General features: G+C 69.7%; 21 protein-coding genes. 7 read left to right on the top strand and 14 right to left on the bottom strand.

The genetic code is table 11. From position 1 onward, the window contains the following. Window positions 1–98: 98 nt before the first annotated feature. On the bottom strand, window positions 99–764 hold the full coding sequence (locus tag DMB37_RS26060; RefSeq protein ID WP_135234911.1) for a TetR/AcrR family transcriptional regulator: 666 nt from the start codon (window positions 762–764) through the stop codon (window positions 99–101). A gap of 164 nt (window positions 765–928) precedes the next feature. On the opposite strand from DMB37_RS26060, the gene DMB37_RS26055 reads away from it, so the two are divergent. Then, window positions 929–1876, top strand: coding sequence for an oxygenase MpaB family protein (locus DMB37_RS26055; protein WP_135234910.1), 948 nt, complete (start codon window positions 929–931; stop codon window positions 1874–1876). Between the two features lie 42 nt (window positions 1877–1918). Here the strand turns inward: DMB37_RS26055 and DMB37_RS26050 are convergent, their stop codons facing one another. After that, the gene (locus DMB37_RS26050) at window positions 1919–2296 is read right to left on the bottom strand and encodes a helix-turn-helix domain-containing protein (protein WP_135234909.1); all 378 of its coding nucleotides are present in this window, start codon (window positions 2294–2296) and stop codon (window positions 1919–1921) included. 69 nt (window positions 2297–2365) lie between these two features. Between DMB37_RS26050 and DMB37_RS26045 the strand changes: the two genes are divergently transcribed. Then, on the top strand, window positions 2366–3007 hold the full coding sequence (locus DMB37_RS26045) for a nitroreductase family protein (RefSeq protein ID WP_135234908.1): 642 nt from the start codon (window positions 2366–2368) through the stop codon (window positions 3005–3007). 28 nt (window positions 3008–3035) lie between these two features. On the opposite strand, the gene DMB37_RS26040 is transcribed toward DMB37_RS26045, so the two are convergent. Then, window positions 3036–3281, bottom strand: coding sequence for a DUF3017 domain-containing protein (locus tag DMB37_RS26040; RefSeq protein ID WP_228541161.1), 246 nt, complete (start codon window positions 3279–3281; stop codon window positions 3036–3038). 120 nt (window positions 3282–3401) lie between these two features. After that, a complete protein-coding gene (locus DMB37_RS26035; protein ID WP_135234907.1) occupies window positions 3402–3806 on the bottom strand; it encodes a RidA family protein in 405 nt (134 codons plus the stop codon). A gap of 151 nt (window positions 3807–3957) precedes the next feature. Between DMB37_RS26035 and DMB37_RS26030 the strand changes: the two genes are divergently transcribed. Together DMB37_RS26030 and DMB37_RS26025 are read left to right on the top strand one after the other, a co-directional pair. Then, window positions 3958–4866, top strand: coding sequence for an SMP-30/gluconolactonase/LRE family protein (locus tag DMB37_RS26030; RefSeq protein WP_135234906.1), 909 nt, complete (start codon window positions 3958–3960; stop codon window positions 4864–4866). A 137-nt stretch (window positions 4867–5003) separates the two neighbouring features. Beyond that, complete coding sequence (locus DMB37_RS26025) at window positions 5004–5468, top strand: tRNA (cytidine(34)-2'-O)-methyltransferase (RefSeq protein WP_135234905.1); 465 nt, start codon at window positions 5004–5006, stop codon at window positions 5466–5468. A 97-nt stretch (window positions 5469–5565) separates the two neighbouring features. Here DMB37_RS26025 and DMB37_RS26020 read toward each other — a convergent pair whose 3' ends face one another. The 5 genes from DMB37_RS26020 to DMB37_RS26000 all read right to left on the bottom strand — a co-directional run bounded on the left by DMB37_RS26020 (window position 5566) and on the right by DMB37_RS26000 (window position 11738). Then, a complete protein-coding gene (locus DMB37_RS26020) occupies window positions 5566–5796 on the bottom strand; it encodes a DUF167 domain-containing protein (RefSeq protein ID WP_107660040.1) in 231 nt (76 codons plus the stop codon). Then, on the bottom strand, window positions 5753–6790 hold the full coding sequence (locus DMB37_RS26015) for a DUF4349 domain-containing protein (RefSeq protein WP_135234904.1): 1038 nt from the start codon (window positions 6788–6790) through the stop codon (window positions 5753–5755). Before DMB37_RS26015 ends, DMB37_RS26020 begins: the two co-directional genes overlap by 44 nt. A gap of 95 nt (window positions 6791–6885) precedes the next feature. Beyond that, the gene (locus tag DMB37_RS26010) at window positions 6886–7815 is read right to left on the bottom strand and encodes a M48 family metalloprotease (RefSeq protein ID WP_135234903.1); all 930 of its coding nucleotides are present in this window, start codon (window positions 7813–7815) and stop codon (window positions 6886–6888) included. Window positions 7816–7907: 92 nt separating this feature from the next. Next, the gene (locus DMB37_RS26005) at window positions 7908–11261 is read right to left on the bottom strand and encodes an error-prone DNA polymerase (protein ID WP_135234902.1); all 3354 of its coding nucleotides are present in this window, start codon (window positions 11259–11261) and stop codon (window positions 7908–7910) included. 21 nt (window positions 11262–11282) lie between these two features. Next, a complete protein-coding gene (locus DMB37_RS26000; RefSeq protein WP_135234901.1) occupies window positions 11283–11738 on the bottom strand; it encodes a hypothetical protein in 456 nt (151 codons plus the stop codon). Between the two features lie 155 nt (window positions 11739–11893). Between DMB37_RS26000 and DMB37_RS25995 the strand changes: the two genes are divergently transcribed. Further along, the gene (locus DMB37_RS25995; protein ID WP_135234900.1) at window positions 11894–12874 is read left to right on the top strand and encodes an SDR family NAD(P)-dependent oxidoreductase; all 981 of its coding nucleotides are present in this window, start codon (window positions 11894–11896) and stop codon (window positions 12872–12874) included. A gap of 40 nt (window positions 12875–12914) precedes the next feature. On the opposite strand, the gene DMB37_RS25990 is transcribed toward DMB37_RS25995, so the two are convergent. Continuing rightward, window positions 12915–13796, bottom strand: a complete 882-nt coding sequence (locus DMB37_RS25990) for a sucrase ferredoxin (RefSeq protein WP_135237832.1) — start codon at window positions 13794–13796, stop codon at window positions 12915–12917. Between the two features lie 17 nt (window positions 13797–13813). Then, entirely contained in the window at window positions 13814–14569 is a 756-nt protein-coding gene (locus tag DMB37_RS25985; protein WP_370465422.1) for an alpha/beta fold hydrolase, read from the bottom strand. Between the two features lie 203 nt (window positions 14570–14772). On the opposite strand from DMB37_RS25985, the gene DMB37_RS25980 reads away from it, so the two are divergent. Next, window positions 14773–15480, top strand: coding sequence for a class I SAM-dependent methyltransferase (locus tag DMB37_RS25980; RefSeq protein ID WP_135234898.1), 708 nt, complete (start codon window positions 14773–14775; stop codon window positions 15478–15480). Here the strand turns inward: DMB37_RS25980 and DMB37_RS25975 are convergent. Together DMB37_RS25975 and DMB37_RS25970 are read right to left on the bottom strand one after the other, a co-directional pair. Continuing rightward, the gene (locus tag DMB37_RS25975; protein WP_370465208.1) at window positions 15471–17078 is read right to left on the bottom strand and encodes a DNA polymerase Y family protein; all 1608 of its coding nucleotides are present in this window, start codon (window positions 17076–17078) and stop codon (window positions 15471–15473) included. The genes DMB37_RS25980 and DMB37_RS25975 overlap by 10 nt on opposite strands. Window positions 17079–17214: 136 nt before the next feature. Beyond that, window positions 17215–17991, bottom strand: coding sequence for a hypothetical protein (locus DMB37_RS25970; RefSeq protein ID WP_135234897.1), 777 nt, complete (start codon window positions 17989–17991; stop codon window positions 17215–17217). Window positions 17992–18402: 411 nt separating this feature from the next. On the opposite strand from DMB37_RS25970, the gene DMB37_RS25965 reads away from it, so the two are divergent. After that, a complete protein-coding gene (locus DMB37_RS25965) occupies window positions 18403–19527 on the top strand; it encodes a serine/threonine-protein kinase (protein ID WP_135234896.1) in 1125 nt (374 codons plus the stop codon). 12 nt (window positions 19528–19539) lie between these two features. Here the strand turns inward: DMB37_RS25965 and DMB37_RS25960 are convergent, their stop codons facing one another. Further along, the gene (locus DMB37_RS25960; RefSeq protein WP_107660037.1) at window positions 19540–20175 is read right to left on the bottom strand and encodes a response regulator transcription factor; all 636 of its coding nucleotides are present in this window, start codon (window positions 20173–20175) and stop codon (window positions 19540–19542) included. Between the last annotated feature and the right edge of the window lie 220 nt (window positions 20176–20395).

Raw genomic sequence — 20395 nt, 5'->3', positions numbered from 1 at the left:
CCAGGTTCGGGTGCACGCGCCGGGCTCGGGTTCGCTTGAACCGCTGGGACTTTCAGGCGCGCCAACGACAACACGCGCGCAGACTCGCGCTGGAAGCTCTATGCGTCAGCATCTTTCGATGAGGGCGCGCCCATCAGTAGGCCGACGATGGCGTGCACGAATCCCTGCAGGCGTTCGCGGGGATACTCGTCGGGTTCGCTGACCGCCAGCCTGCCGAGCATCTCGGCGACCTGCAGCAGCGAGTTGGTGAGCAGCGCGGAATCCACTCCGGCCCAGCGTGGTTCGAGTGCGGTGCCGACGCGCACCAGCGCCTCGGCCTGATCGAAGATGCCCGCGCGGGAATGCCGCAGTGCCTCACGGTATTCGTCGGGGGCATTGCCCGGCCCGGCGAGGATCAGTCGCCAGCGGGTCGGATTCTCCAGTGCCACACCGACGAACGCCTCGACGGTGGCCGAGGCCGCGACCACCGGGTCGGCGCCCATCAGGTCGTTCGGCAGGGTCGCGGCGACCTGTTCGAGGCCGCGCTCGCGCTCCCGTTCCAGCAGCGCCGCAACGAGTTCGGCGCGGGTCTTGAACACGGTGTAGAGCACCGGCTTGCCGACGCCTGCCTCCTGGGCGACCGCCTCCATGCTCAGCTCGTGCAGCTCCACCCGGCTCAACACCGCGAAGGCGGCGTCGAGCAGCTGAGCCCTGCGCTGTTCCGGCGGCAGGCGTGGCGCATAACGCCGGCGCGGCCGGTCCGCCGCGGTGCGCGATGTGGTCACTGCCGCTTCACCTCCATGCGCTCCATCCTGACAGCATCGCGGCCGCGATTCCGCATCCCGTCGGGCACAAATGCTACGCAACCGTTGTATTCATTGCGGACAATTGCTACGGTTGCGTTGTATTCACCCCCGGTGCCGGGGCGATCACCGCAAAGGAGCACGTGATGCAGTTCGATCCGACCACCCTGCGCCGGGACGACTACGGGTTCTTCGGCCCCGGTTCACCCAGCTGGAAGGTCTGGACCGCACCCACCGCGGTCATCGGCTTCCAGCGGGCCGTCGTGCTCGAACACTTCGACCCATTCCTCACCGCGGCCGTCGCCGACTCCCGCGGCATCTACAGCGACCCGCGCAAACGCCTCGACCACACCTTCTCCTACTTCCTCATCGCCGCGATCGCCGACGGACGCACCGCCATCCAGGCGGCCGAGCACCTCATGCGGATCCACGCGCCGATGACCGGGATCGAACCGATCAGCGGAAACCGCTACAGCGCGAACAGCCCCGAGACGCAGCTGTGGATCCACATCACCGGCTGGCACTCCGTGCTCAAGGCGTACGAGGTGTTCGGCCCCGGTTTGACGCCGGAGGAGGAGACGCGATTCTGGCAGGAGTGTGCGATCGCGGCCGAGTTGCAGACCTGCAAGCCCGAGGATGTGCCGCGCTCGCGCGCCGAGGTGCGCGCGTACTTCGAGCGGGTCCGCCCCCGGCTGTGCACCTCCGAGCGAGCCGAAGAAGGCATGCACCACCTGCTGTGGACCTCACCGCGCAACGGGGCCGGACTCTCGTATGCCATTGGCAGCAGGCTGCTTTCGCTGGCCTCGGTGGCGACCCTGCCCAAGTGGATGCGCAAGCTGGGGCGCTTCGATCGGCTCGGCATCGTCGATCTCGCGATCCGGCTGCCCGCCAAGGTGCTGGTGTGGGGCTTCAGCCGATTCAATTCGTTCGGCCTGCTGGTCGCGGCGCCGTTCATCGCGCCGATGGCGGGGCAGATCCTGAAGGAACACATCAACGCGGCGCCGCCGGCCAGGCTCGAGACCGTGACCCCGGCCGAGGCTCGGGCCTTGTACGGGCGGGCCGGGCGGGCCGAGCTGGTGGCCGAACCGGCCTGAGTTTCGGGACAACCCGCCGCGTCGAGGGGTGCGGCGGGTTGTTCAGCGGGCCGCCGAACGGCGCGCCTGCTCGATCAGGTTGATGTTGGTTTCTATCCAATCACGCAGTGCCGCAATGGGTATGCGCAGACTGTGCCCCAGTTCGGTGAGCGTGTACTCGACGCGTGGCGGCACGGTGGGATGCACTGTGCGGGTGAGGAATCCGTCCGTCTCCAGCTGACGGAGGGTCTGCGTCAACATCTTCTGCGAGATGCCGTCGATGCGCTTGCGCAGATCGGTGTAGCGCATGGTGCCGTCGGCCAGGGTATCGACGATCAGCACCGTCCACTTGCCCGCGAGATGGTCGAGTAGCTGCCGGGTGGGACATTTGGCCGAGTAGACGTCGGCGGGCAGTCCGGAACCTTCGATGAGCGTGCGCACACTTCCGAGCGTAACGCACTAAAAAGTGCCTTCTTCCCATTGGAGACCGACTCTCCAATAGTAAGAATTATGGAAACACAGCCACTTTCGGTACCCGCCGCGATCCACGCCCGTCGCACCACCCGCCACTTCCAGCCCACTCCGGTAGCGCCGGAGCTGCTCGATGAACTGCTGGACCTGGCGGTGCAGGCACCGAGCGCGTGGAACATGCAGGACCGCTCGATCGTCGTCGTCACCAGCGAGGACGGGCGGCATGCGCTGTCGAAGGCGGCGTTCGGCCAACCGCAGCCGCTGGAGGCGCCGGTCGTCCTGGTCTTCGTCGCCGACCCCACGGCCTGGCAGCACGGCAATGCCGACATTGCCGAACTGGCCGTCCGCAACGCCGCGTGGAACGCCGAGTTCACCGCGATGTTCAACTCCCGCAGCGAATTCCATTCGCTGCGTGAACGCGGCCTGCTCCGGGAGAACGCCGTCAAGAACGCGATGATCGCGGCCACCTACGTCATGCTCGCCGCCACCAGCCTGGGTTTGGCCTCGGCCCCGATGAACGGCTGGGATGCCGATCTGGTCAAGCAAGCCATCGGTATCAGCGACCGCGCCGAGCTGGCCATCGCGGTGCTGGTCGCGGTCGGGTACAGCGACGCCGCCCCGCCGCACCCCGGTCGCAGGCCGCGCGATCAGACGGTCTTCGCAGAGCAGTACGCCCGCTGAACCCGTTGGCCGCCAACGCTTCCCGGTACTAGCCGACGCCCAGTGTATTGATGGTCGCAGCGATGAAGACGATGGCGGAGCCGAGCACGGTCAGCGCGCCGACATCGAAGGGCTTGCTGCGCACGGCGAGCAAGCCGACCTGCGCGGTCGGCAGGCAGAGCCGGAACGCCGCGGCCAGCAGCGTCGCCCCGCCGAAGAACAGCGCGCCGCGGCGCCACCGGTCCTGCGCCACGAATACGATCGCCACCGCGATGACCAGCGCCACGACCACCATCGGCAGGTGGCAGCGCAGGAACGGAGAGCTGCTGGCTGCCCGGTGGTCCGCGGTGGACGTATCGGCATCGGTCACTCCCCGATTCTGACAGACTCTCCCGACCCTCCGCCGCCGACGGGCTCAGTCGGCGACCGCGACACCCTCGATCTCGATGAGGTGCTCCGGCGTGAACAGGGCGGCCACGCCGACCAGGGTGACCGCGGTTTCGGGGAACTCGTAGTGCACGCGGGCCGCGGCGCCGGCCGCACCGAGCGCCTCGAACTTCGACGGATCCCAATCGACCACATAGAACCGGACACTGACGAGATCGGCGGCCTTACCGCCCGCCGCCTCGAGCGCGCGGCCGAGGTTGAGCAAGGCCTGCGTGGTCTGGGCGGCCAGGCCACCCGCTACGACGCGGCCCGACGCATCGGTGCCGACCTGCCCGGAAATGTGAATGATCCTGCTACCGGTGGCCGACGTCGCGTGCGCGAAGCCAGGTGCGGGTGGTTGGGTGTCTGCCGGATTGTGCGAGGTGCTCACCATCCGGGCATCTTAAACTGCCGGATCAGCCGCTGCCGCACAACGGTTTTCGCTTACGGGCTGGGAGCGTCGGCCGAGCCGTGGTGACCGTTGCGCCGGCGCCCACGGTTCTGCGGTGTCGACCTGGTCGGTGCCGCAGCATAGGCTGCGCGGAATGGGGATGGTGGGCAGACGCATTCGCGCCTTGTGTGTCACGGTGGCGATCGCGGCTGGGGCTGGGGCCGCGGCGGGGCCCGCGCAGGGTGTGAGCACCGCGGGTTGCGGTGGCTGGCAGGTCGACACCCTTGTGCAGGGTTTGGAGCAGCTGGAGAACCTCGAGCCGGACGGTCGTGGCGGGTTCTATATGTCCGCGGATTCGAAGATCTATCACCTCGATGCCGCGGGTCAGGTGCGGACGGTGCTGGAGAACCTGCGGGTTCCTCGCGGCCTGCAACTGGTCGGCTCGAATCTGTATTTCCTTGCCGGGGGCCAGTTGTGGCAGTTGGACACCGGAACCGAGCGGTTGACCTCGGTGGCGCCGCTCGACGGCAACGGTCTGCTGCGGCTGCCGGGCGGCGATCTGCTGACCACCTGGGTCGGCACCGAGGGCGGGCCGTCGAAGGGCCTGACCCGCTATCGCCCCGATACCGGCGCCACCGTCCTCAACTGGTCGCCGGTGCCACGCTCCGAAGGCCTGGCCCTCGACCCGGAACACCGCACCGTCTACACCGACGACCTGTTCACCGGCCGCGTCATCCGCGTCCCGCTGGACGCCCCCGACCGATGGACCGTCATCGCCACCATCCCCGGCCTGTTCCCGGGCCTCGACGACCTGACCACATCCCGCTCCGGCACCCTCTACGTCGCCGCCCACACCGCAGGCGAGATCCACCGCGTCGACCCGAACACCGGCGCGACCTGCGTCATCGCCGGCGGCCTCTCGATCGGCCAGGCCGGCCCCAGCTCGGTCCGCATCGCCCCCGACGGCGACACCTGGGCCCTCTACACCACCCTCTTCGACGGCACCCTCCGCCGCCTCCGACCCCCACCCGACACCGACCTCACCCCGATCCAGCTCCCCTGACCTCGGCAACCAAGCGCGACCCCGAACCCGACCGTCGCGTGCCGCGGCGGCAGGTCGGCAGCGCCATATCGGCTTCGAGTATCGGCGGGCGGTAGGTCGGCGAAGCACAGCGGCGAACGCCTGATTGACTGTCTGCCGTGTTCCGACTGATGTTTCATGAGCCCGCGATACCCGGAAATACCGGGAATGCGATTCGACTGGTGGCGGGGACCGGGTGTGAGCTGCATCTGGTCGAGCCGTTAGGGTTCGATCTTTCGGAGGCCAAACTGCGGCGGGCCGGGTTGGATTACCACGATCTGGCGTCGGTGACGGTGCACCAGGATCTGGCGGCGGCGTGGTCGGCGGTGCGGCCGGAGCGGGTGTTCGCGTTCACCACGCAGGCCACCACCCGGTACACCGAGGTGGCGTATCGGGAAGGAGATGTGCTGCTGTTCGGGACCGAGCCGACGGGGTTGCCCGCGGCGGTGCTCGAGGATCCGCATGTCACCGATCAGCTGCGGATTCCGATGCTGCCGGGGCGCCGCTCGATGAATCTGTCCAACGCCGCCGCGGTCGCGGTGTACGAGGCGTGGCGGCAGGTCGGGTTCGACAGCGGAGTGTGACCGCGGCGCACGAATCCGCTTTCGGCGCACGGAGATTGCCGACGACTCAGGCCCGGCGCGATGACAGATGCGCGACAATGCCTGGCGCGCAAGCGGTTCAGCGATCGATCTCGAAGCGCTTGAAGCGGGAAGTGGCGCCGGCCGCCAGGCGGACGGCGCTCTTGGGCACTCCGTAATGCTCGGCGAGCAGTTCGATGGCAGCCTTGTTCGCTTTGCCTTCGACGGCCGGGGCGCGCACGTACAGCTGGAGGGTGCCGTCGTCGAGGGTTTCGACGAGCGGGCCCTTACGGCTGTTCGGTTTTATGGTCGCCCGGACCGTTGTCGGCACTCTTGTCTCCCGTCGCCCTGCTACCCGCGGCCCCGGCCCTTTCCGTGCCGCCGGAACCGGACTGCGTAGCGCCGGCACCCACCGGTGTCGATTCTGCCGGAGTGCCGCGCTTGCCCCGCCGCAGCACCAGCCGCACGATGCCCCAGACCACGGCGGCGAGCACCACCAGGAAGCCGAGCCACGGCAGCGCCTTACCGGTGAACACGACCGCGTCCTTCAGCCAGTCCACCAGCGCGTTCCAGCCGCTGACGATCCCTTCCCAGAAGTTGTCGGCGCGGTCCTCCTCGGCCTTGGTGGTCGCGGTGGTGACGTCGATGGTGAGCGTGGACAGCGCGACGTCGTCGTCGAGGTGGCGCTTCTGCGCGGTCAGGCTGTCGAGTTCACCCTGCCGGCTCGACAGCGCCTGCTCGGCGTTGAGCAGGTCGGCGGTGTTGGTCGCGCCCGCGATGAGCCCGCGCAGCCGGTCGACGGAGGCTTGCAGTGCCCGGATCCTGGCGTCCAGGTCTTCCCACTGCATCGTCACGTCGTCGCGGTTGGTGTGCACCCGGGTGACGCGGCCGAGGCCGCCGAGCCCGTCGATGAACGCGTCGGTCTTGTCCGCGGGCACCCGGACGGTGAGGGTGGCGCTGGGGTCGGCGTCCTCGGTGCCGGGCTGTTCGGTCCGGCTGTCGATCCGACCGCCCGCCTCGCGCACCCGGTCGGCGATCTTGGCTGCCGCCTCGATCGGTCTGCCCGCGGTCATCTCGACGCTGCCGGTGACGACTTCCTTACGCGCCGTGACGGTTTCATTGCCGGTGTCGTCTTTGCGCGGCGCGGCCCCCTGGTCGCGCAGCCCCGGTGGCACGGAGGCGGGCGCCGGCGCGGACTCCACCGTGGCGTAGGTGGACGGCCGGTCCGGCGGCGCTGCTCTTTTGGCGTCGTTGTCGCCGGAGCCGCAGCCGACGAGCAACGTCAGACCGAGCAGACCGATGCACAGCACAGCAAGCTTCCGCATGATTCGCACAGTAGCCCCTGCCGCGGCGCGAACAGCCCGACATAACTGTTCTCTAGAGCCCTTCTAACACTTCTCTAAAAGTATGGTCGGCCAGGTCATTCGCCGAGCCGGGCGGTGATCTTCCGTATCCGCGGCACCAGCGGCGGGTGGGTGCTGTAGAACCGATCGCGCAGCGCGTCGAGGGGCGGAGTCGTCTCGGCCGCCCAGCCGCGCAGACCGGCCGCCAGTTCGCGGCCGTAGCCGAGGTCCACGGCCGCACGGTCGGCGGCGTATTCGTCGCGGTGGCACTGCGCGCTCCTGGTCAGCGGTTCCACGACCAGCAAGACAACGAACAGCAGCGCGGCACCGACTCCCACGACCGGCGTCAGCACGATCACCACGACCGGCAGCAGACCCACCGCCGCGATCAATCGGGCGAACGGTGCGAGCGGGCCGAGGATCCCCGCGATCCGCCCGAGACGCCTGCACACCGCCCACAGCACGCGACCCGGCATGGCAAGCCACGTGTCGACCAGTCGCAACCGGGGATCGACGTTCAGGTGGTGCCCGAGTTCGTGCGCGAGCATCGCTTCGAGCTGCCGCGAATCGAGCTCGGCGAGCACCGAACTCGTCACCGCGACAATGCGACTGGGCACGGCAAAGGCATTCGGATCATCGGATTGCTCCACCCACAGTGAGTACGGCCACCCGTCCACGCCGGGCGCGCTGGTGACCTGCTTCCATGCCGCGGCAAGGAGTTCGTCCTCCGGTGGGATCGGCCGCCGAAACCCGGATGCCTTCGCGAATTTCGCGCGATTGGGCGTGAACCACGCCGCATCGAAGAGCATGACACCGAATAGCACCCACACCACGACAGCCGTCACCACGAACCAGATCCCCACCCACGCGCCGAGCACCAGAATGATTGCGACACTGAGCAATACGGTCGGCAACGCCAGCAACCCCGTGACGATCATCGCCAGGTAGCGAGGACGCACGGCCGGTGCGGTGGCGCGCGGCGAGCCGGCATCCGAATGCGCTGGCATGGTGTCTCCCGATTCTCGACGGGGCCGCGCTGGGCAGAACGCCTCATCCTATGGCGGTGATATCCGGGGAGAAAGACGAGTTTTTCATGGGCTCAGCGGAAGTCGCGCGACTTGGAGTCGACGCGCAGGTCCAACCGCCGCAGGTGTTCGGCGACGATGCTGACCGCCCCCTCGGCGTTCTGCACGCGACCGCGGATGAGCAGGGCGGGCGCGCTCTGCGCCAGGCGGCGATAGCGGGCCCACAGCCCGACCGAGCAGACGACGTTCACCATGCCGGTCTCGTCCTCCAGGTTGAGGAAGGTGACACCGGCGGCGGTGGCGGGACGTTGCCGGTGCGTCACCGCGCCGCCCACCAGCACGCGCGACCCGTCCCGCACGGCGAGCAGCCCGGCGGCGGGAATCACGCCGAGCGCGTCGAGTTGCGGGCGCAGGAATTCGGTGGGATAGCTGCCCGGGGAGACGCCGGTGGCCCAGACGTCGGCGGCGGCCAGTTCGAGGTCGCTCATGCCGGGCAGCACGGGGGCGGTGGTGGCGGCGCCGGTACCGGGCAGTCGATCCGCGCGTTCCCCCGCGGCGGCGCCCGCCGCCCAGAGGGCTTCGCGCCGGGTGCTGCCGAGACCGCCGAGGGCGCCCGCGGTGGCGAGCGATTCCGCTTGCACGACAGTGAGTTCCACGCGGCCGGTCAGGTCGAGGAAGGAGGTGTACGGTCCCTGATCCCGTGCGGCGACGATCTTTTCGGCGAGGTCGTCACCGATGTGCCGGACCGCAGCCAGGCCGAGGCGCACCTGGGTGCCCTCCTGCTCCAGCGTCGGTTCGGCGCGGCTGGCATTGATGTCGGGGCCGTGCACCACGACGCCGTGCCTGCGCGCGTCGGCGACCAGGGATTGCGGGGAGTAGAAGCCCATCGGCTGCGCCCGCAGCAGACCGGCGCAGAAGGCCGCGGGGTGGTGCAGCTTGAACCACGACGAATAGAACACGATCGAGGCGAAGCTCTGCGAATGACTCTCCGGGAAACCGAAATTCGCGAAGGCGTACAGCTTCTCGTAGATACGGTCGGCGACTTCGCCGGTGATCCCGTGCAGCTCGCGCATGCCACGGTAGAGGCGTTCCTTGAGACCTTCCATGCGCTCCGGTGAGCGTTTGGAGCCCATCGCGCGGCGCAGCTGGTCGGCCTCGGCGGCGGTGAAGCCCGCGACGTCGACGGCCATCTGCATGAGCTGTTCCTGGAACAGCGGCACACCGAGCGTGCGGGCCAGCGAATTCTCCAGTGCCGGATGGTCGTAGGTCACCGGCTCGGCGCCGTTGCGGCGCCGGATATAAGGGTGCACCGAACCACCCTGGATGGGGCCGGGCCGGATCAGCGCCACCTCCACCACCAGGTCGTAGAACTCGCGCGGCTTCAGCCGAGGCAGCGTCGCCATCTGGGCCCGCGACTCCACCTGGAACACACCCACCGAGTCGGCGCGCGAGAGCATCTCGTAGACGGCGGCTTCCTTCAGATCGAGCTTGTGCAGCTCGACGATCTCGCCGGTGTGCTCGCGCACCAGGTCGATCATGTAGTGCAGCGCGGAGAGCATGCCGAGACCGAGCAGGTCGAACTTCACCAGATCGATGGCGGCGCAATCATCCTTGTCCCACTGCAACACGCTGCGGCCGGGCATCCGCGCCCACTCCACCGGACAGACGTCGGCGATGGGACGGTCACAGATCACCATGCCACCGGAATGGATACCGAGATGCCTTGGTAGTCCTTCTATTTCGGCGGCCAGCCCGAGCACCTCGGCCGGAATATCGGTACCGGTCTCGCTGCCGACGCCGGTCCACCGGCTCACCTGCTTGCTCCACGCGTCCTGCTGTCCCGGCGAAAAGCCCAGTGCGCGTGCGGCATCGCGGACCGCGGACTTGCCGCGATAGGTGATCACATTGGCCACCTGCGCGGCGTACTCGCGGCCGTACTTGGTGTAGACGTGCTGGATGGCCTCCTCGCGGCGGTCGGATTCGATGTCGACATCGATATCGGGCGGTCCGTCGCGCTCCGGCGAGAGGAAGCGTTCGAACAGCAGGTTGTTGCTGACCGGGTCGACATTGGTGATGCCGATCGCGTAGCAGACGGCCGAGTTGGCCGCCGAGCCACGACCCTGGCACAGGATGTCGTTGTTCTTGCAGAAGGTGACGATGTCGTGCACCACCAGGAAGTAGCCCGGGAACTCCAACTCGTCGATCACCGCGAGCTCGTGCTCGATCTGCCGGTACGCCTGCGGGTTTCGCTCCGGCGGGCCGTAGCGCGCCGCGGCGCCCGCCAGGGTGAGCGCCCGTAGCCAGGACTTCTCGTCGTGGCCCGCGGGCACGTCGAACGGCGGCAGCTTCGGCGCGATCAGCTTCAGGTCGAAGGCGCATTCGCGGGCCAGCGCGACCGCGTTGCGCACCGCCTGCGGGCAGTCGGCGAACAGCCGCGCCATCTCCGCGCCGGAGCGCAGGTGCGCGCCGCCAGTGGGAGCCAGCCAGCCGGCGATCTCGTCCAAGCTCTGCCTGGCCCGGATCGCCGCGAGCGCCATGGCCCGGCGGCGCTGACCCGGTGCGGCGAAATGCGCTCCGGTAGTGGCTAATACGGGCAGCCCGAGGCGGTCGGCCAGGGCGATGAGGTGGGCGTTGCGCTCGTCGTCCTCCGGGATGCCGTGGTGGGTGAGTTCCACGCTCACCCGGTCGGCACCGAACCGCTCCGTCAGGTCGCGCAGCGCCGCCTCGGCGCGCACGAGACGCGTACTGCCCGAACGTAAGTCGTGTTCGAGCGCTTGACGCAGATGGCCTTTCCGGCAACCGGTCAGGATCTGCCAGTGTCCCTCGGCGGCCGCGGAGAGCGCGTCGAAGTCGTAGCGGAGGATGCCCTTCTCTCCTGCCGCCATGTGGGCGGCCGCGATCTCCCGCGACAGCCGGCGATAACCCTCTTGGCCGCGAGCCAGCACCAGGAGGTGCGGTCCGGCAGGATCGGGAGATCCGGTGCGCGGCATGGAATCCGGGATGGTGGCAGGCCTGCGGCGCGCGGTCGAATCCGCCTGCGTGCCCAGCGACAGCTCGGCCCCGAAGACCGTCGGCATCCCGCATTCCCTGGCCGCCTCCGCGAACCGCACGGTGCCGTAGAAGCCGTCGTGATCGGTGAGTGCGATCGCCTCCAGGCCGAGCCGCACGGCCTCCTCCACCAGCTCCTCCGGCTGGCTCGCGCCGTCGAGGAAGCTGTAGGCCGAGTGCGTGTGCAGCTCCGCGTACGGCACCGTCGGCCCGGCGGTGGGCAGCGCAGGATCGGCCAGGTACTCCCCGCGCTTGCGGGACCAGGCCGGGCTGTCGCCGCCGTCGCCGGGGTACATCGCGTCCGGGTTCGTCCGGCCGGGCCGCCCCGACAGCACCCGCTCCAGCTCGGACCAGGTAGGGGGACCGTTACTCCACCCCACCGCGGCTCACCTCCTCATACGTCAGCTGGTCGGCAGGGGCGCCGTCGAACCCTCGGCGAGCGCCGCTTCGACATCGTCGAGGCCGGCGCGGATCAGGGCGCCGTAGGCGTCGTGGGCGAGGACATCGAGGTGCCCGCGGGCGATGGCCAGCTGCATGCGGGCGGCTTCGAAGTCGCCGACTCGCCGGTGGCTGTCGGCCAGGTTGAGGTACAGCGACGGCAGGAAACTGCGGAGCCCTTCGTCCAGCGGAATGCCGGGGCCGAACACCGCGGCGAGCGCCCGCCGGTCCCAGCGGAGCGCGTCGGCGGCGGTGTCCTGCAGATCGGCTAGGTGATGCGCGATCACGCAGCGGTGCAAGGGATCACCGCCCTCACCGATCTCGTCCCACAACTTCTCCAGCGCCTGTCGCGCCGCAGCTTGGTCCCCACCACCGAGCCGCACCGCGGCAAAGATGTCCGCCATCCGATCGTCCGCCATGCGCCGAGTATCGCACATATGTTCGATCGATTTCGAGAGGTTGTTCGACCCGTGTTCACCACCTCGACCCCAGCCCCGAAAAGTGAGCAGTGCCACTTGGCGGGTAAACTTACTTCGGAGTAAGTTCATGCCAACCGAACTGCAAAGGAGCAGCGATGAGTCAAGCATCCGCTGACGCCGGCCTGCCCGAGACCCGGCGCGGCCGTCGCAGCCGCGACATCACGGGTCGGCATGTCCTCATCACCGGCGCCTCCTCCGGGATCGGCAAGGCAGCGGCGATCGCCGTCGCGGGCAAGGGCGCCACCGTGTTCCTGCTCGCCCGCCGCGCCGACGAACTCGCCTCGGTGGTCGACGAGATCAAGGCCGCGGGCGGCAGCGCCTACGGATACCAGTGCGACGTCACCGATTCCGACTCGGTGGACCACGTCGTGAAGACCATTCTCGACGAGCACGGCCACGTCGACATGCTGGTGAACAACGCGGGCCGGTCCATCCGCCGCGCCATCCACCGCTCCACCGACCGGCTGCACGACTTCGAGCGCACCATGGCGGTCAACTACTTCGGCGCGCTGCGGATGACGCTGGCCCTGCTGCCGCAGATGCGCGAGCGCAAGTTCGGCCACATCGTCAACATCAGCAGCGCGGGCGTGCAGGTGGCGACGCCGCGCTTCGCGGCCTACCTGGCCAGCAAGGCGGCGCTGGACAAGTTCGCCGAGGTGGCCTCGGTCGAGACCATGGCCGACGGCGTCACCTTCACCACCATCCACATGCCGCTGGTGCGCACCCCGATGATCACCCCGAGCGGCGACCAGGGTCCGTCCGAATCTCCCGAGTGGGCGGCCGCGACCATCGTGCGCGCGCTGACCGAGCGCCCCAAGCGCATCGACGTGCCGCTGGGCACCTTCGCCGAATACGGCGCCCTGCTCACCCCCAAGTTCCGCGACCGCATCCTGCACCGCTACTACCGCGCCCTGCCGGACTCCCCCGCCGCCAAGGGCGAGCAGGTGGAAGACACCGAAGAAGCTGCGGAACCCGCTGTCCCCCAACCTGCCCCGCGCCCGCGCTCGGCGGCCCGCCGGGTCACCGGCACCGCCCTGCGCCGCGCCGCCCGCTGGGTCCCCGGCACCCACTGGTAGTCCCGCGGCATCGGCCGGGCAACGCTGCGTGGCGTCGCGGTCAGCCGACGGGCAAGGTCTGGATCGTGTCCACCGCGAGGGCGGTAACTGCCTTGGGGGCCGCGTTGCAGCTGGGTTGGCGGGCCGGAAAAGCAATGGTGCGCACGGTAACCCGCCAGCGGCGGCCGTCGCGGTGGGTGACCAGCGCGGCGCCCGCCGGGGCGGTGTCGTTGTCGAGGGCGACCGTGAGATCGTCGACGGCGGCGGAAATCTGTTCGCGCACCGCGACTTCCGCGACCTGTTCGACCGGCGAGTAGCAGCTGCGGCCGCGCAGGCCGGTGTTCGAGACCGCGCCGCGCCGAGCGGCTTCGACCATCTCCTCGGCGGAGGCGGCGTCGAGCCGCCCGTAGGTGAGTCCGGACGGCAGCAGCACCAAGGCGGGCGCGAAGCGGTGACCGCCGGTGTGCGAGCACTCCCACACCTGCCCAGGATATTTCGTCGCGAGTTCCGCGGCGATCGGGCGGCCGAGCAGCGCGCAGCACTGGTCACGTTTGCCGTGCGCGCACACCAGCACCAGCGGATCGGCAACGGGCACACCGATTCCCGGCGGCGGGCCGGCCAGCAGAGTCAGGTCGACATCGAGCAGTTGCTTCAGATCGGTGATCTCGAAACGCTCGCACCAGGACCCCGTCGGACGCGAACTGGCGATCAAAACCGTTCGGGTGCCGGTGAATTCATTGCGACCGGGTCGGCGGATCAAGGTCGGGCGCACGTGCGCGGCGGCGGTCCGCGCCGCCAACTCGGGCGTGATCTCCGGGCCGAGCACCTCGTCACCGATCACATCGCGACCCCAGGCACCGGGGTGTTCGATGCACAACCAGCCGGTCACCTCGGTGGCGCTGCCGGACAGCGGAGTCCGCGCCGCGGCGGCGGAGCAGAGCATCCCCTCGAAGCCGGTGTTCACGCTGCGAGAAAAGGATGAACGGCGGCCGCGAAGTCGCGGTAGCGGTCGCGATGGATGCTGTGACCGCAGGCGAAGGCGGTGACCGTGCAGTCGGCGATGGCGGCGCCCATGAGCGCCAGCTTCGCCGGATCGACCATGCCGCCGGGGCCGCCGCGCAGCACCAGCGTCCGCGCGGTGATGTCGGAGAGTCGATCCCACCACTCCGGGTTCGGCTTGCGGAACTGTTCCAGCGCGGTCCTGGTCATGGACCGGTCGAAGGCCAGCACCGCGCGCGGATGCCTGGCCAGGCTGCTCGTGGCGTGCCACAGCTCGGGCACGGTCGGGAAACGGCGGGCCAGCCGTAGTTCTTCGGCGCCGGACTGCAACGGCAGCGGGCACTCCTCGATGACCAGGCGGCGCACCAACTCCGGGCGCTCCTGCGCGACGCAGGAGACGGCGTAGCCGCCCAGCGAGTGGCCGACCAGATCGACCGTGGACAGTTCCAGCCGGTCGCACAGTTTCAGCACGTCGGCGCCGAATTCGTCGAACCGGTACGAGTCGGTGTGTGAGCTGCGGCCGTGGCCACGCAGGTCGGGAATGATGACCCGGCGGCCCGCCTGCACCAGCGCGCGGGCGAACCGGTCCCAGGTGTGCCCGTCCCCGCCCATGCCGTGCACCAGGACCACGGGCACGTCGGCACCTGCGGTCGCCCCGGAATCCCGGTAGGCGATCCGCACGTCACCGAAGGCAAGTCTGGTTACCGCGAGATCCACGATCTTCGAGAGTACTGGGGTTGTCATCTTCCGACCTGCGACTTGTCGCACGGATCACGTGAGCCGGGCACCACATCGTAGGTCGCACGCCCTTCGCCGCCCGCGTGTCGAACGCACGACTCCGGCGCGATCGCGATGGTCTCGTCGAGCAGGACAGCCGAAATTGTCTGGCGAATCCCGGTGGGCCGCGAAATACTCCGCGCATGCCGTCATTCGCGGATTACGACCGCCGAAACTACCGCACCGTCGATGTGGCCACCGGATACGACGGATGGGCGCCGACCTACGAGCAGACCGTCATGGACGAGATGGATCTCGCGCTGCTGTCCCGGCTGCGGCGTCCGGAGTGGTCGCGGGTGCGCCGCGCCGCCGACCTGGGGTGCGGGACGGGGCGGACCGGCGCCTGGCTGCGCACGCAAGGGGTTACCCATATCGACGGTGTCGATGTGAGCGCGGGGATGCTGGAGCGGGCCGCGGCGCGCGGGGCGCACACCACGCTCACCCAGGCGGACGTGCGCGCCACCGGGCTGACCGACGGCAGCTACGACCTGGTGATCGCCTCACTGATCGATGAGCACCTGCCCGAGTTGGCACCGTTCTACGCCGAGGCGTGGCGGCTGGCCGCGCCCGGCGCGCTGTGCGTCCTGGTCAGCTTCCATCCGCAATTCATGATGACGACCGGGATGCCGACGCACTACACGCCCCAGGGTGGCGAGCCGGTGGCGATCAGCACGAACCTGCACCTGCTCAGCGAGCATGTGACGGCGGCGCTGGACGCGGGCTGGGTGCTCGCCGAGCTCACCGAGACGCTGATCGACGACACCTGGCTCGCGGCCAAGCCGAAGTGGCGGGACCTGCGCGGGCAGCCCTTCACCATGGCGACGGTGTGGTCACGGCCTGCTCAGTCGTAAAGACCTTCGGCGCGCCAGATCTCGTCGTGGTAAACGAGCAGTAGCACCCGAACGTCGGGCGCCGCACCGTCCAGCTGGACCTGCGCGCGTGCGGTGAAAGTGGTTGGGGCGTCCGTGTTCTCGACCGGATCCGGCACCCACCAGCGCTCGTCCACCGGCCACGGCCCCGCCCAGCCGGTCAGCCGCCACTGCCTGCTGCCCCAGTGCAGGCGGGCCGGGTCGGCGCTGAACAGGGCGCGGTCGGTGACCTGGATCGGCGTGCCGTCCACCGCTTCCAGACGGACCTGCGGCCGATTGAGCAGAAGCAGCGCGGGGGCGGGCTCGGGTAACCGGCCCGGCCACGGCTGAGCCGGGTCGGCGGCGGGCACGGGTTCGTCACCGAGCGCGACCAGTGTGATGCGCTCGACGGGCCCGCGGCCGCCGCTGAGCACGCCGACCCGCACCGCTTCGCCACCGAGCAGACCCTGCACCCGGACCAGCGCGCGGCGGGCCCGCTCTTCTTCCTCGCCGACACCACCCCACAGCCCGAGCTGCAACGCACCCGCCGCCACCACCTCGACCGGTTCCAGGCGCAGCAGGGTGATCGGCGCGGTGGGCCGGTCGCGCCGGGTGAGCCAGCCGTCCAGCTGCCAGCGCACCCGATCGGCGGTACCGTCCGGTGTCAGCGGTTCGGCACACCGCCAGATCCGCGAGAGCTCCTCCCCCGCATCGGTTTCCGCGAATATCGATAATCGGGTGCAGGCCAGGCCCGCGTTCGACAGTTCGGCGTGCAGTTGGGCGGCGAGCATGCGGCCCGCGAAGGCGGCGGCATCGACCCGTTCGATCGGCGGGTCGCAGGGGTACTGCACCGTCAGATCCTTGGGTGGCTGCCGCGCGGAGGGTGGGCGCTCCGGCTGGGCCTGCGCACACCGGTGCGCCAGCACGGCGTCGGCGCCGAACCGCGAGGCGACCTCGGCGGTCGACAGCGCGGCGAAATCACCGATGCGGCGTAAACCCAAGCGGTGCAACAGATCCACCAGATCTTCGCGCTCCGGCGCGGCCAGGCTCGGCTCGACCGCGAGCTCGCGCACCGGCATCGGCGCGAGAAACCGCGCACCCGCCCCGGCGGGCACGATGGCGCCGCGCCGGGCGGCGATCACCGCCGTGGACAACTCGTCGGCGATGCCGATCTGCGCCTCCACCCCGGTGGCGGCCGCCGCGTCGACGAGCCGCTCGGCCGCCGCCTCCTCGGAACCGAAGAACCGGGCGGCCCCCCGCGCGCCGAGCACCAGCAGCCCCGGCCGCAGCACCTCCACCCCGGGCACCGTCGCATCCACGGCCGCCACCACCGGCTCGAACAACCGCGCGTCCCGGTCCGGATCCGCCTGCGCGAGAAACAGATCGGGGCACTTCCCCTGCGCCTCTCGCCGCTTCAGCCCGCGCCGCACCCCGTCGGCGCGCGCGATCGCCGAGCACGCGATCACCCGATTGGCGAAGAGCACGGCCACCGGCTGGGTCGCGGGCAACCCGGCCACCGCGGCGGCGGCGACCGCGGGCCAATCCGGACACCACAGCGCCAGTACCCGCGCCGCACCCTTCGCTCGGCTGGGCAGGATCACGGTGCCGCACCGCACATATCGGCTCCGCCGCCTGCGGCCGCATCGCTCGACAGGGCCGTCGATCTCGGCGCCGCGCCGCTCGAGACAAGCGCGGGCAGCGGCGGAACCGAGCCCCACCACACGGACACCTCAACCCTCACGACGCCGCTTCCCTGACGTCGACCGGTGCGGCGGTGCGCGTAGGTGTTTCGTGCGCCGCCCATTCGACCCGGCCGGAGTTCGAGCGGAGGTCGAGGCGGCCGCGCCGGGGCGGGCCCGCCTTGCCGCGCACCTCGACCTCGAGACCGAGGGAGTGCAGGCGGCCGCGGCCGTGCCCGAGGCCCGAGTAACCGGCGATGCGCGCGTCGAGGTGCAGGGCGGCACCGGGCCAGCGGCCGTCGGTGACCACCAGGGTGGCGCCCTTGCTGCGGGCGCGGGCGGCGATCACCCGGGTGCGTGCCGGGGCGACGGCCGTGCCGCCGAGGCCGAGCACCACCAGGTCGAGGCCGTCGAGCAGGACGGCCGCCACCTCCACCGGGTCCGGGCCTGGATCGGGGATCACGGCCAGGCGCTCCAACTGGGCGCCCATCTCCACCGCCGCGAGCAGGCCGAGCCGGGGCACCCCGACCACCGCGGCGTGCCCACCGTCCTCGGTCACCGCGGCGAGCAGGCCGGCCAGCAGCGACCGGGCGCCCGTGTAGGACACGACCGACCCCTTGGCCAGGCCACCGCCGGGCAACAGCGCGGCGAGCGCGGGCGGCACCGCGAGCGACTCCCGGCGCAGTTCGGCGTCCAGCGGAATACGCTCGGACGCCGCTTCGCCGCGGCCGGGTATCGCCGCCATTCTTCTGCGCAGCTCAGCCACCGTGGGCGGGCTCTCCCGAGCTACCGCCTGCGGTTGTGCCCCCTCCTGCGGTTTCGCATCCGAACCCATCTCTACCACCTACTTCCCACGATGGACCCGAGGCGACGCCACGGAACGAACCCCAAGGCACGAAGGTCAGCACCGATTCAGCTATCGATCTGTATCGAATATACGTTCGATACCTGCTCAGTAGAAACCGACCCCCGGGTTCCGTCAAGAGCCCACCCCTGCGCCCACGATTTCGAAATGATGCCGTTGTAAACCGCAGCTCGGTCTGTACACAGTCGTTATCGCGGCAGCGCGTCAGGACCCTGCCCGCGAGCGGGTGTCACAGTGACGACGGCCGCCGACCACGACCCGCGGGGAGACCGACAGATCGACTACCAAGTGCGGCACCGGTGTTCGGGGTCGGCAAAAACCAGGGCGCGGTTCGTGTCAGCAAACTCCGTAGGGCACCTTGTTTTCCGCTACCCTCGCACCGTGACCGAACGCGCTCGTCCCATTGTCGGCCCCGACTATCTGGTTGCCGGCCGCTACCGGCTGCAGTCGAAGCTGGGCGGCGGTGGCATGGGCGCGGTGTGGCTCGCGCACGACCGGCTGCTCGACCGGGACGTCGCCATCAAACAGGTCCTCTCGACGGCCGGGCTGCCGGAAGCCGAGGCCAACGAGATCCGCAGCCAGATCATGCACGAGGGCCGGGTCGCGGCCAAGCTCTCGCACGAGCACGCGATCGCCGTGTACGACGTGGTACTCGAGGCGGGCGAGCCCTGGCTGGTGATGGAGCACTTACCCTCGCGCAACGTGGCCAAGGCGCTCGCGCTGGTGGACACGCTGCCCCCGATCGAGGTGGCGCAGATCGGCGCGCAGGTCGCCGACGCACTGGCCGCCGCACACGCGGCGGGCATCACGCACCGCGACATCAAGCCAGGCAATATCCTCGTCGCCGACCGTGGCCCGATCGTCGGCATGGCCAAGCTCAGCGACTTCGGCATCTCGCGCGGCGCGGGCGAGCACTCCGACGATCCCGACGGTGTCATCGTCGGCACCCCCGCCTACCTGCCGCCGGAGGTGGCCCGCGGCGCGCAGCCGACCACGGCCAGCGACGTGTTCTCCCTCGGCGCCACGCTGTACACCGCGATCGAGGGGCAGCCGCCGTTCGGGCTCGACGAGGACAGCGATGTGCTGGTGCACCGCGCGGCCATGGCGCAGATCATTCCGCCGACGCGCAGCGGAATGCTCACCGACGCACTGCTGCACATGCTCGAGCCCGCGCCGCAGCGGCGGCCGACCATGGCCGAGGCCAGGGATGAAATCCTCACTGCGGCTTTCGGTCCCGGTACCGGGCCCTACATCATCGGCGCACCGGTGCGCACCGAGGACGGCACCATTCCGGCGTGGGCGGCGCGGAATTCGGCGTCCGGCCTGCGCAGTCCGCACTCGACCCCGCTGCCGCGCCCGCACCGCGCCCCGGTGGGTGCGGCGGCCGCGGCCCCCGCACCGCAGCGGACCAAAGCGCCGCAGGCCAGCAACGCGCCGCTGGCCATCGCCATCGGACTGCTGATCGGTCTGGTCATCATCATCGCCGTCATCATCGCGGTGATGTAACCCCGGCGCGGGTCAGTCGATGCGCCGGTGATGGGCCCAGCGGGTCAACGCATTCCGGTTCGACTGCTGGGTTTTGCGCAGCACATTGGACGCGTGGGTTTCCACGGTTTTCACCGAGATGAACAGGTTTTCGGCGATCTCACGGTAGGTGTAGCCGCGGGCGAGCAGCCGCAGCACCTCCAGTTCCCGCGGGGTCAGCGAATCGAGTTCCGGGTCCAGCGGTGGCTCGGGCACCTGTGACTTGCCGGTGAACGAGTCGAGCACGAACCCGGCCAGCCGCGGGCTGAACACCGCGTCGCCGCCGGACACCCGGCGGATGCCGTCGGCCAGTTCGGCGCCCGAAATCGTCTTGGTCACATACCCTCTCGCGCCCGCGCGGATCACCGCGATCACATCCTCGGCGGCATCGGAGACGCTGAGTGCCAGACACACCGGTCCCTCTTCGATGCCCGCGAGCACCGCGACGCCACCACCGTCGGGCATGTGCACATCGAGCAACACGACATCCGGCTTGGTCGCCTTGATCCCGGCGATCGCCTCGGCGACCCCACCTGCCTCACCGACGACCTCCATGTCGGTCTCTCGGCTCAACTCCGCCCGCACACCCGACCGGAACACTGCGTGATCATCAACCAGAAAGACCCGCACGGCCAACTTTTCCGCCTCTCCGCGTATTCAGGCCAGACCTAGGTGCCGCGCTAGTAACGTCGGCGACTGGCAGTGACGCAGTGGCCAGATTAGCCCGTACCCGATGAGTTACCCATGTCCTCACGAAAGCTCCCCCGCCTCCCCGCGTATTCAGGCCAGACCTAGGTGCCACGAGAGTAACGCCGGCGGCCGACGGTGATGTGGCGAGCGAGTCAGCCCG

It is taken from the genome of Nocardia sp. CS682, from assembly GCF_004634405.1.
GTDB classification, from domain to species: domain Bacteria; phylum Actinomycetota; class Actinomycetes; order Mycobacteriales; family Mycobacteriaceae; genus Nocardia; species Nocardia ninae.
The sequence above is the reverse complement of the archived record's forward strand: the minus strand, read 5'-3'. Positions and strand labels throughout refer to the sequence as shown.

Excerpts from the sequence above, each read along its gene's own strand:
- DMB37_RS26015 (WP_135234904.1), bottom strand. The coding sequence starts at position 6,790 with ATGCGGAAGCTTGCTGTGCTGTGCATCGGTCTGCTCGGTCTGACGTTG.
- DMB37_RS25970 (WP_135234897.1), bottom strand. The coding sequence starts at position 17,991 with ATGGGTTCGGATGCGAAACCGCAGGAGGGGGCACAACCGCAGGCGGTA.
- DMB37_RS25980 (WP_135234898.1), top strand. The coding sequence starts at position 14,773 with ATGCCGTCATTCGCGGATTACGACCGCCGAAACTACCGCACCGTCGAT.
- DMB37_RS26055 (WP_135234910.1), top strand. The coding sequence starts at position 929 with ATGCAGTTCGATCCGACCACCCTGCGCCGGGACGACTACGGGTTCTTC.
- DMB37_RS26035 (WP_135234907.1), bottom strand. The coding sequence starts at position 3,806 with ATGGTGAGCACCTCGCACAATCCGGCAGACACCCAACCACCCGCACCT.
- DMB37_RS26045 (WP_135234908.1), top strand. The coding sequence starts at position 2,366 with ATGGAAACACAGCCACTTTCGGTACCCGCCGCGATCCACGCCCGTCGC.
- DMB37_RS26010 (WP_135234903.1), bottom strand. The coding sequence starts at position 7,815 with ATGCCAGCGCATTCGGATGCCGGCTCGCCGCGCGCCACCGCACCGGCC.
- DMB37_RS25990 (WP_135237832.1), bottom strand. The coding sequence starts at position 13,796 with ATGCTCTGCTCCGCCGCCGCGGCGCGGACTCCGCTGTCCGGCAGCGCC.
- DMB37_RS25995 (WP_135234900.1), top strand. The coding sequence starts at position 11,894 with ATGAGTCAAGCATCCGCTGACGCCGGCCTGCCCGAGACCCGGCGCGGC.
- DMB37_RS26040 (WP_228541161.1), bottom strand. The coding sequence starts at position 3,281 with ATGGTGGTCGTGGCGCTGGTCATCGCGGTGGCGATCGTATTCGTGGCG.
- DMB37_RS26030 (WP_135234906.1), top strand. The coding sequence starts at position 3,958 with ATGGGGATGGTGGGCAGACGCATTCGCGCCTTGTGTGTCACGGTGGCG.
- DMB37_RS26000 (WP_135234901.1), bottom strand. The coding sequence starts at position 11,738 with ATGGCGGACGATCGGATGGCGGACATCTTTGCCGCGGTGCGGCTCGGT.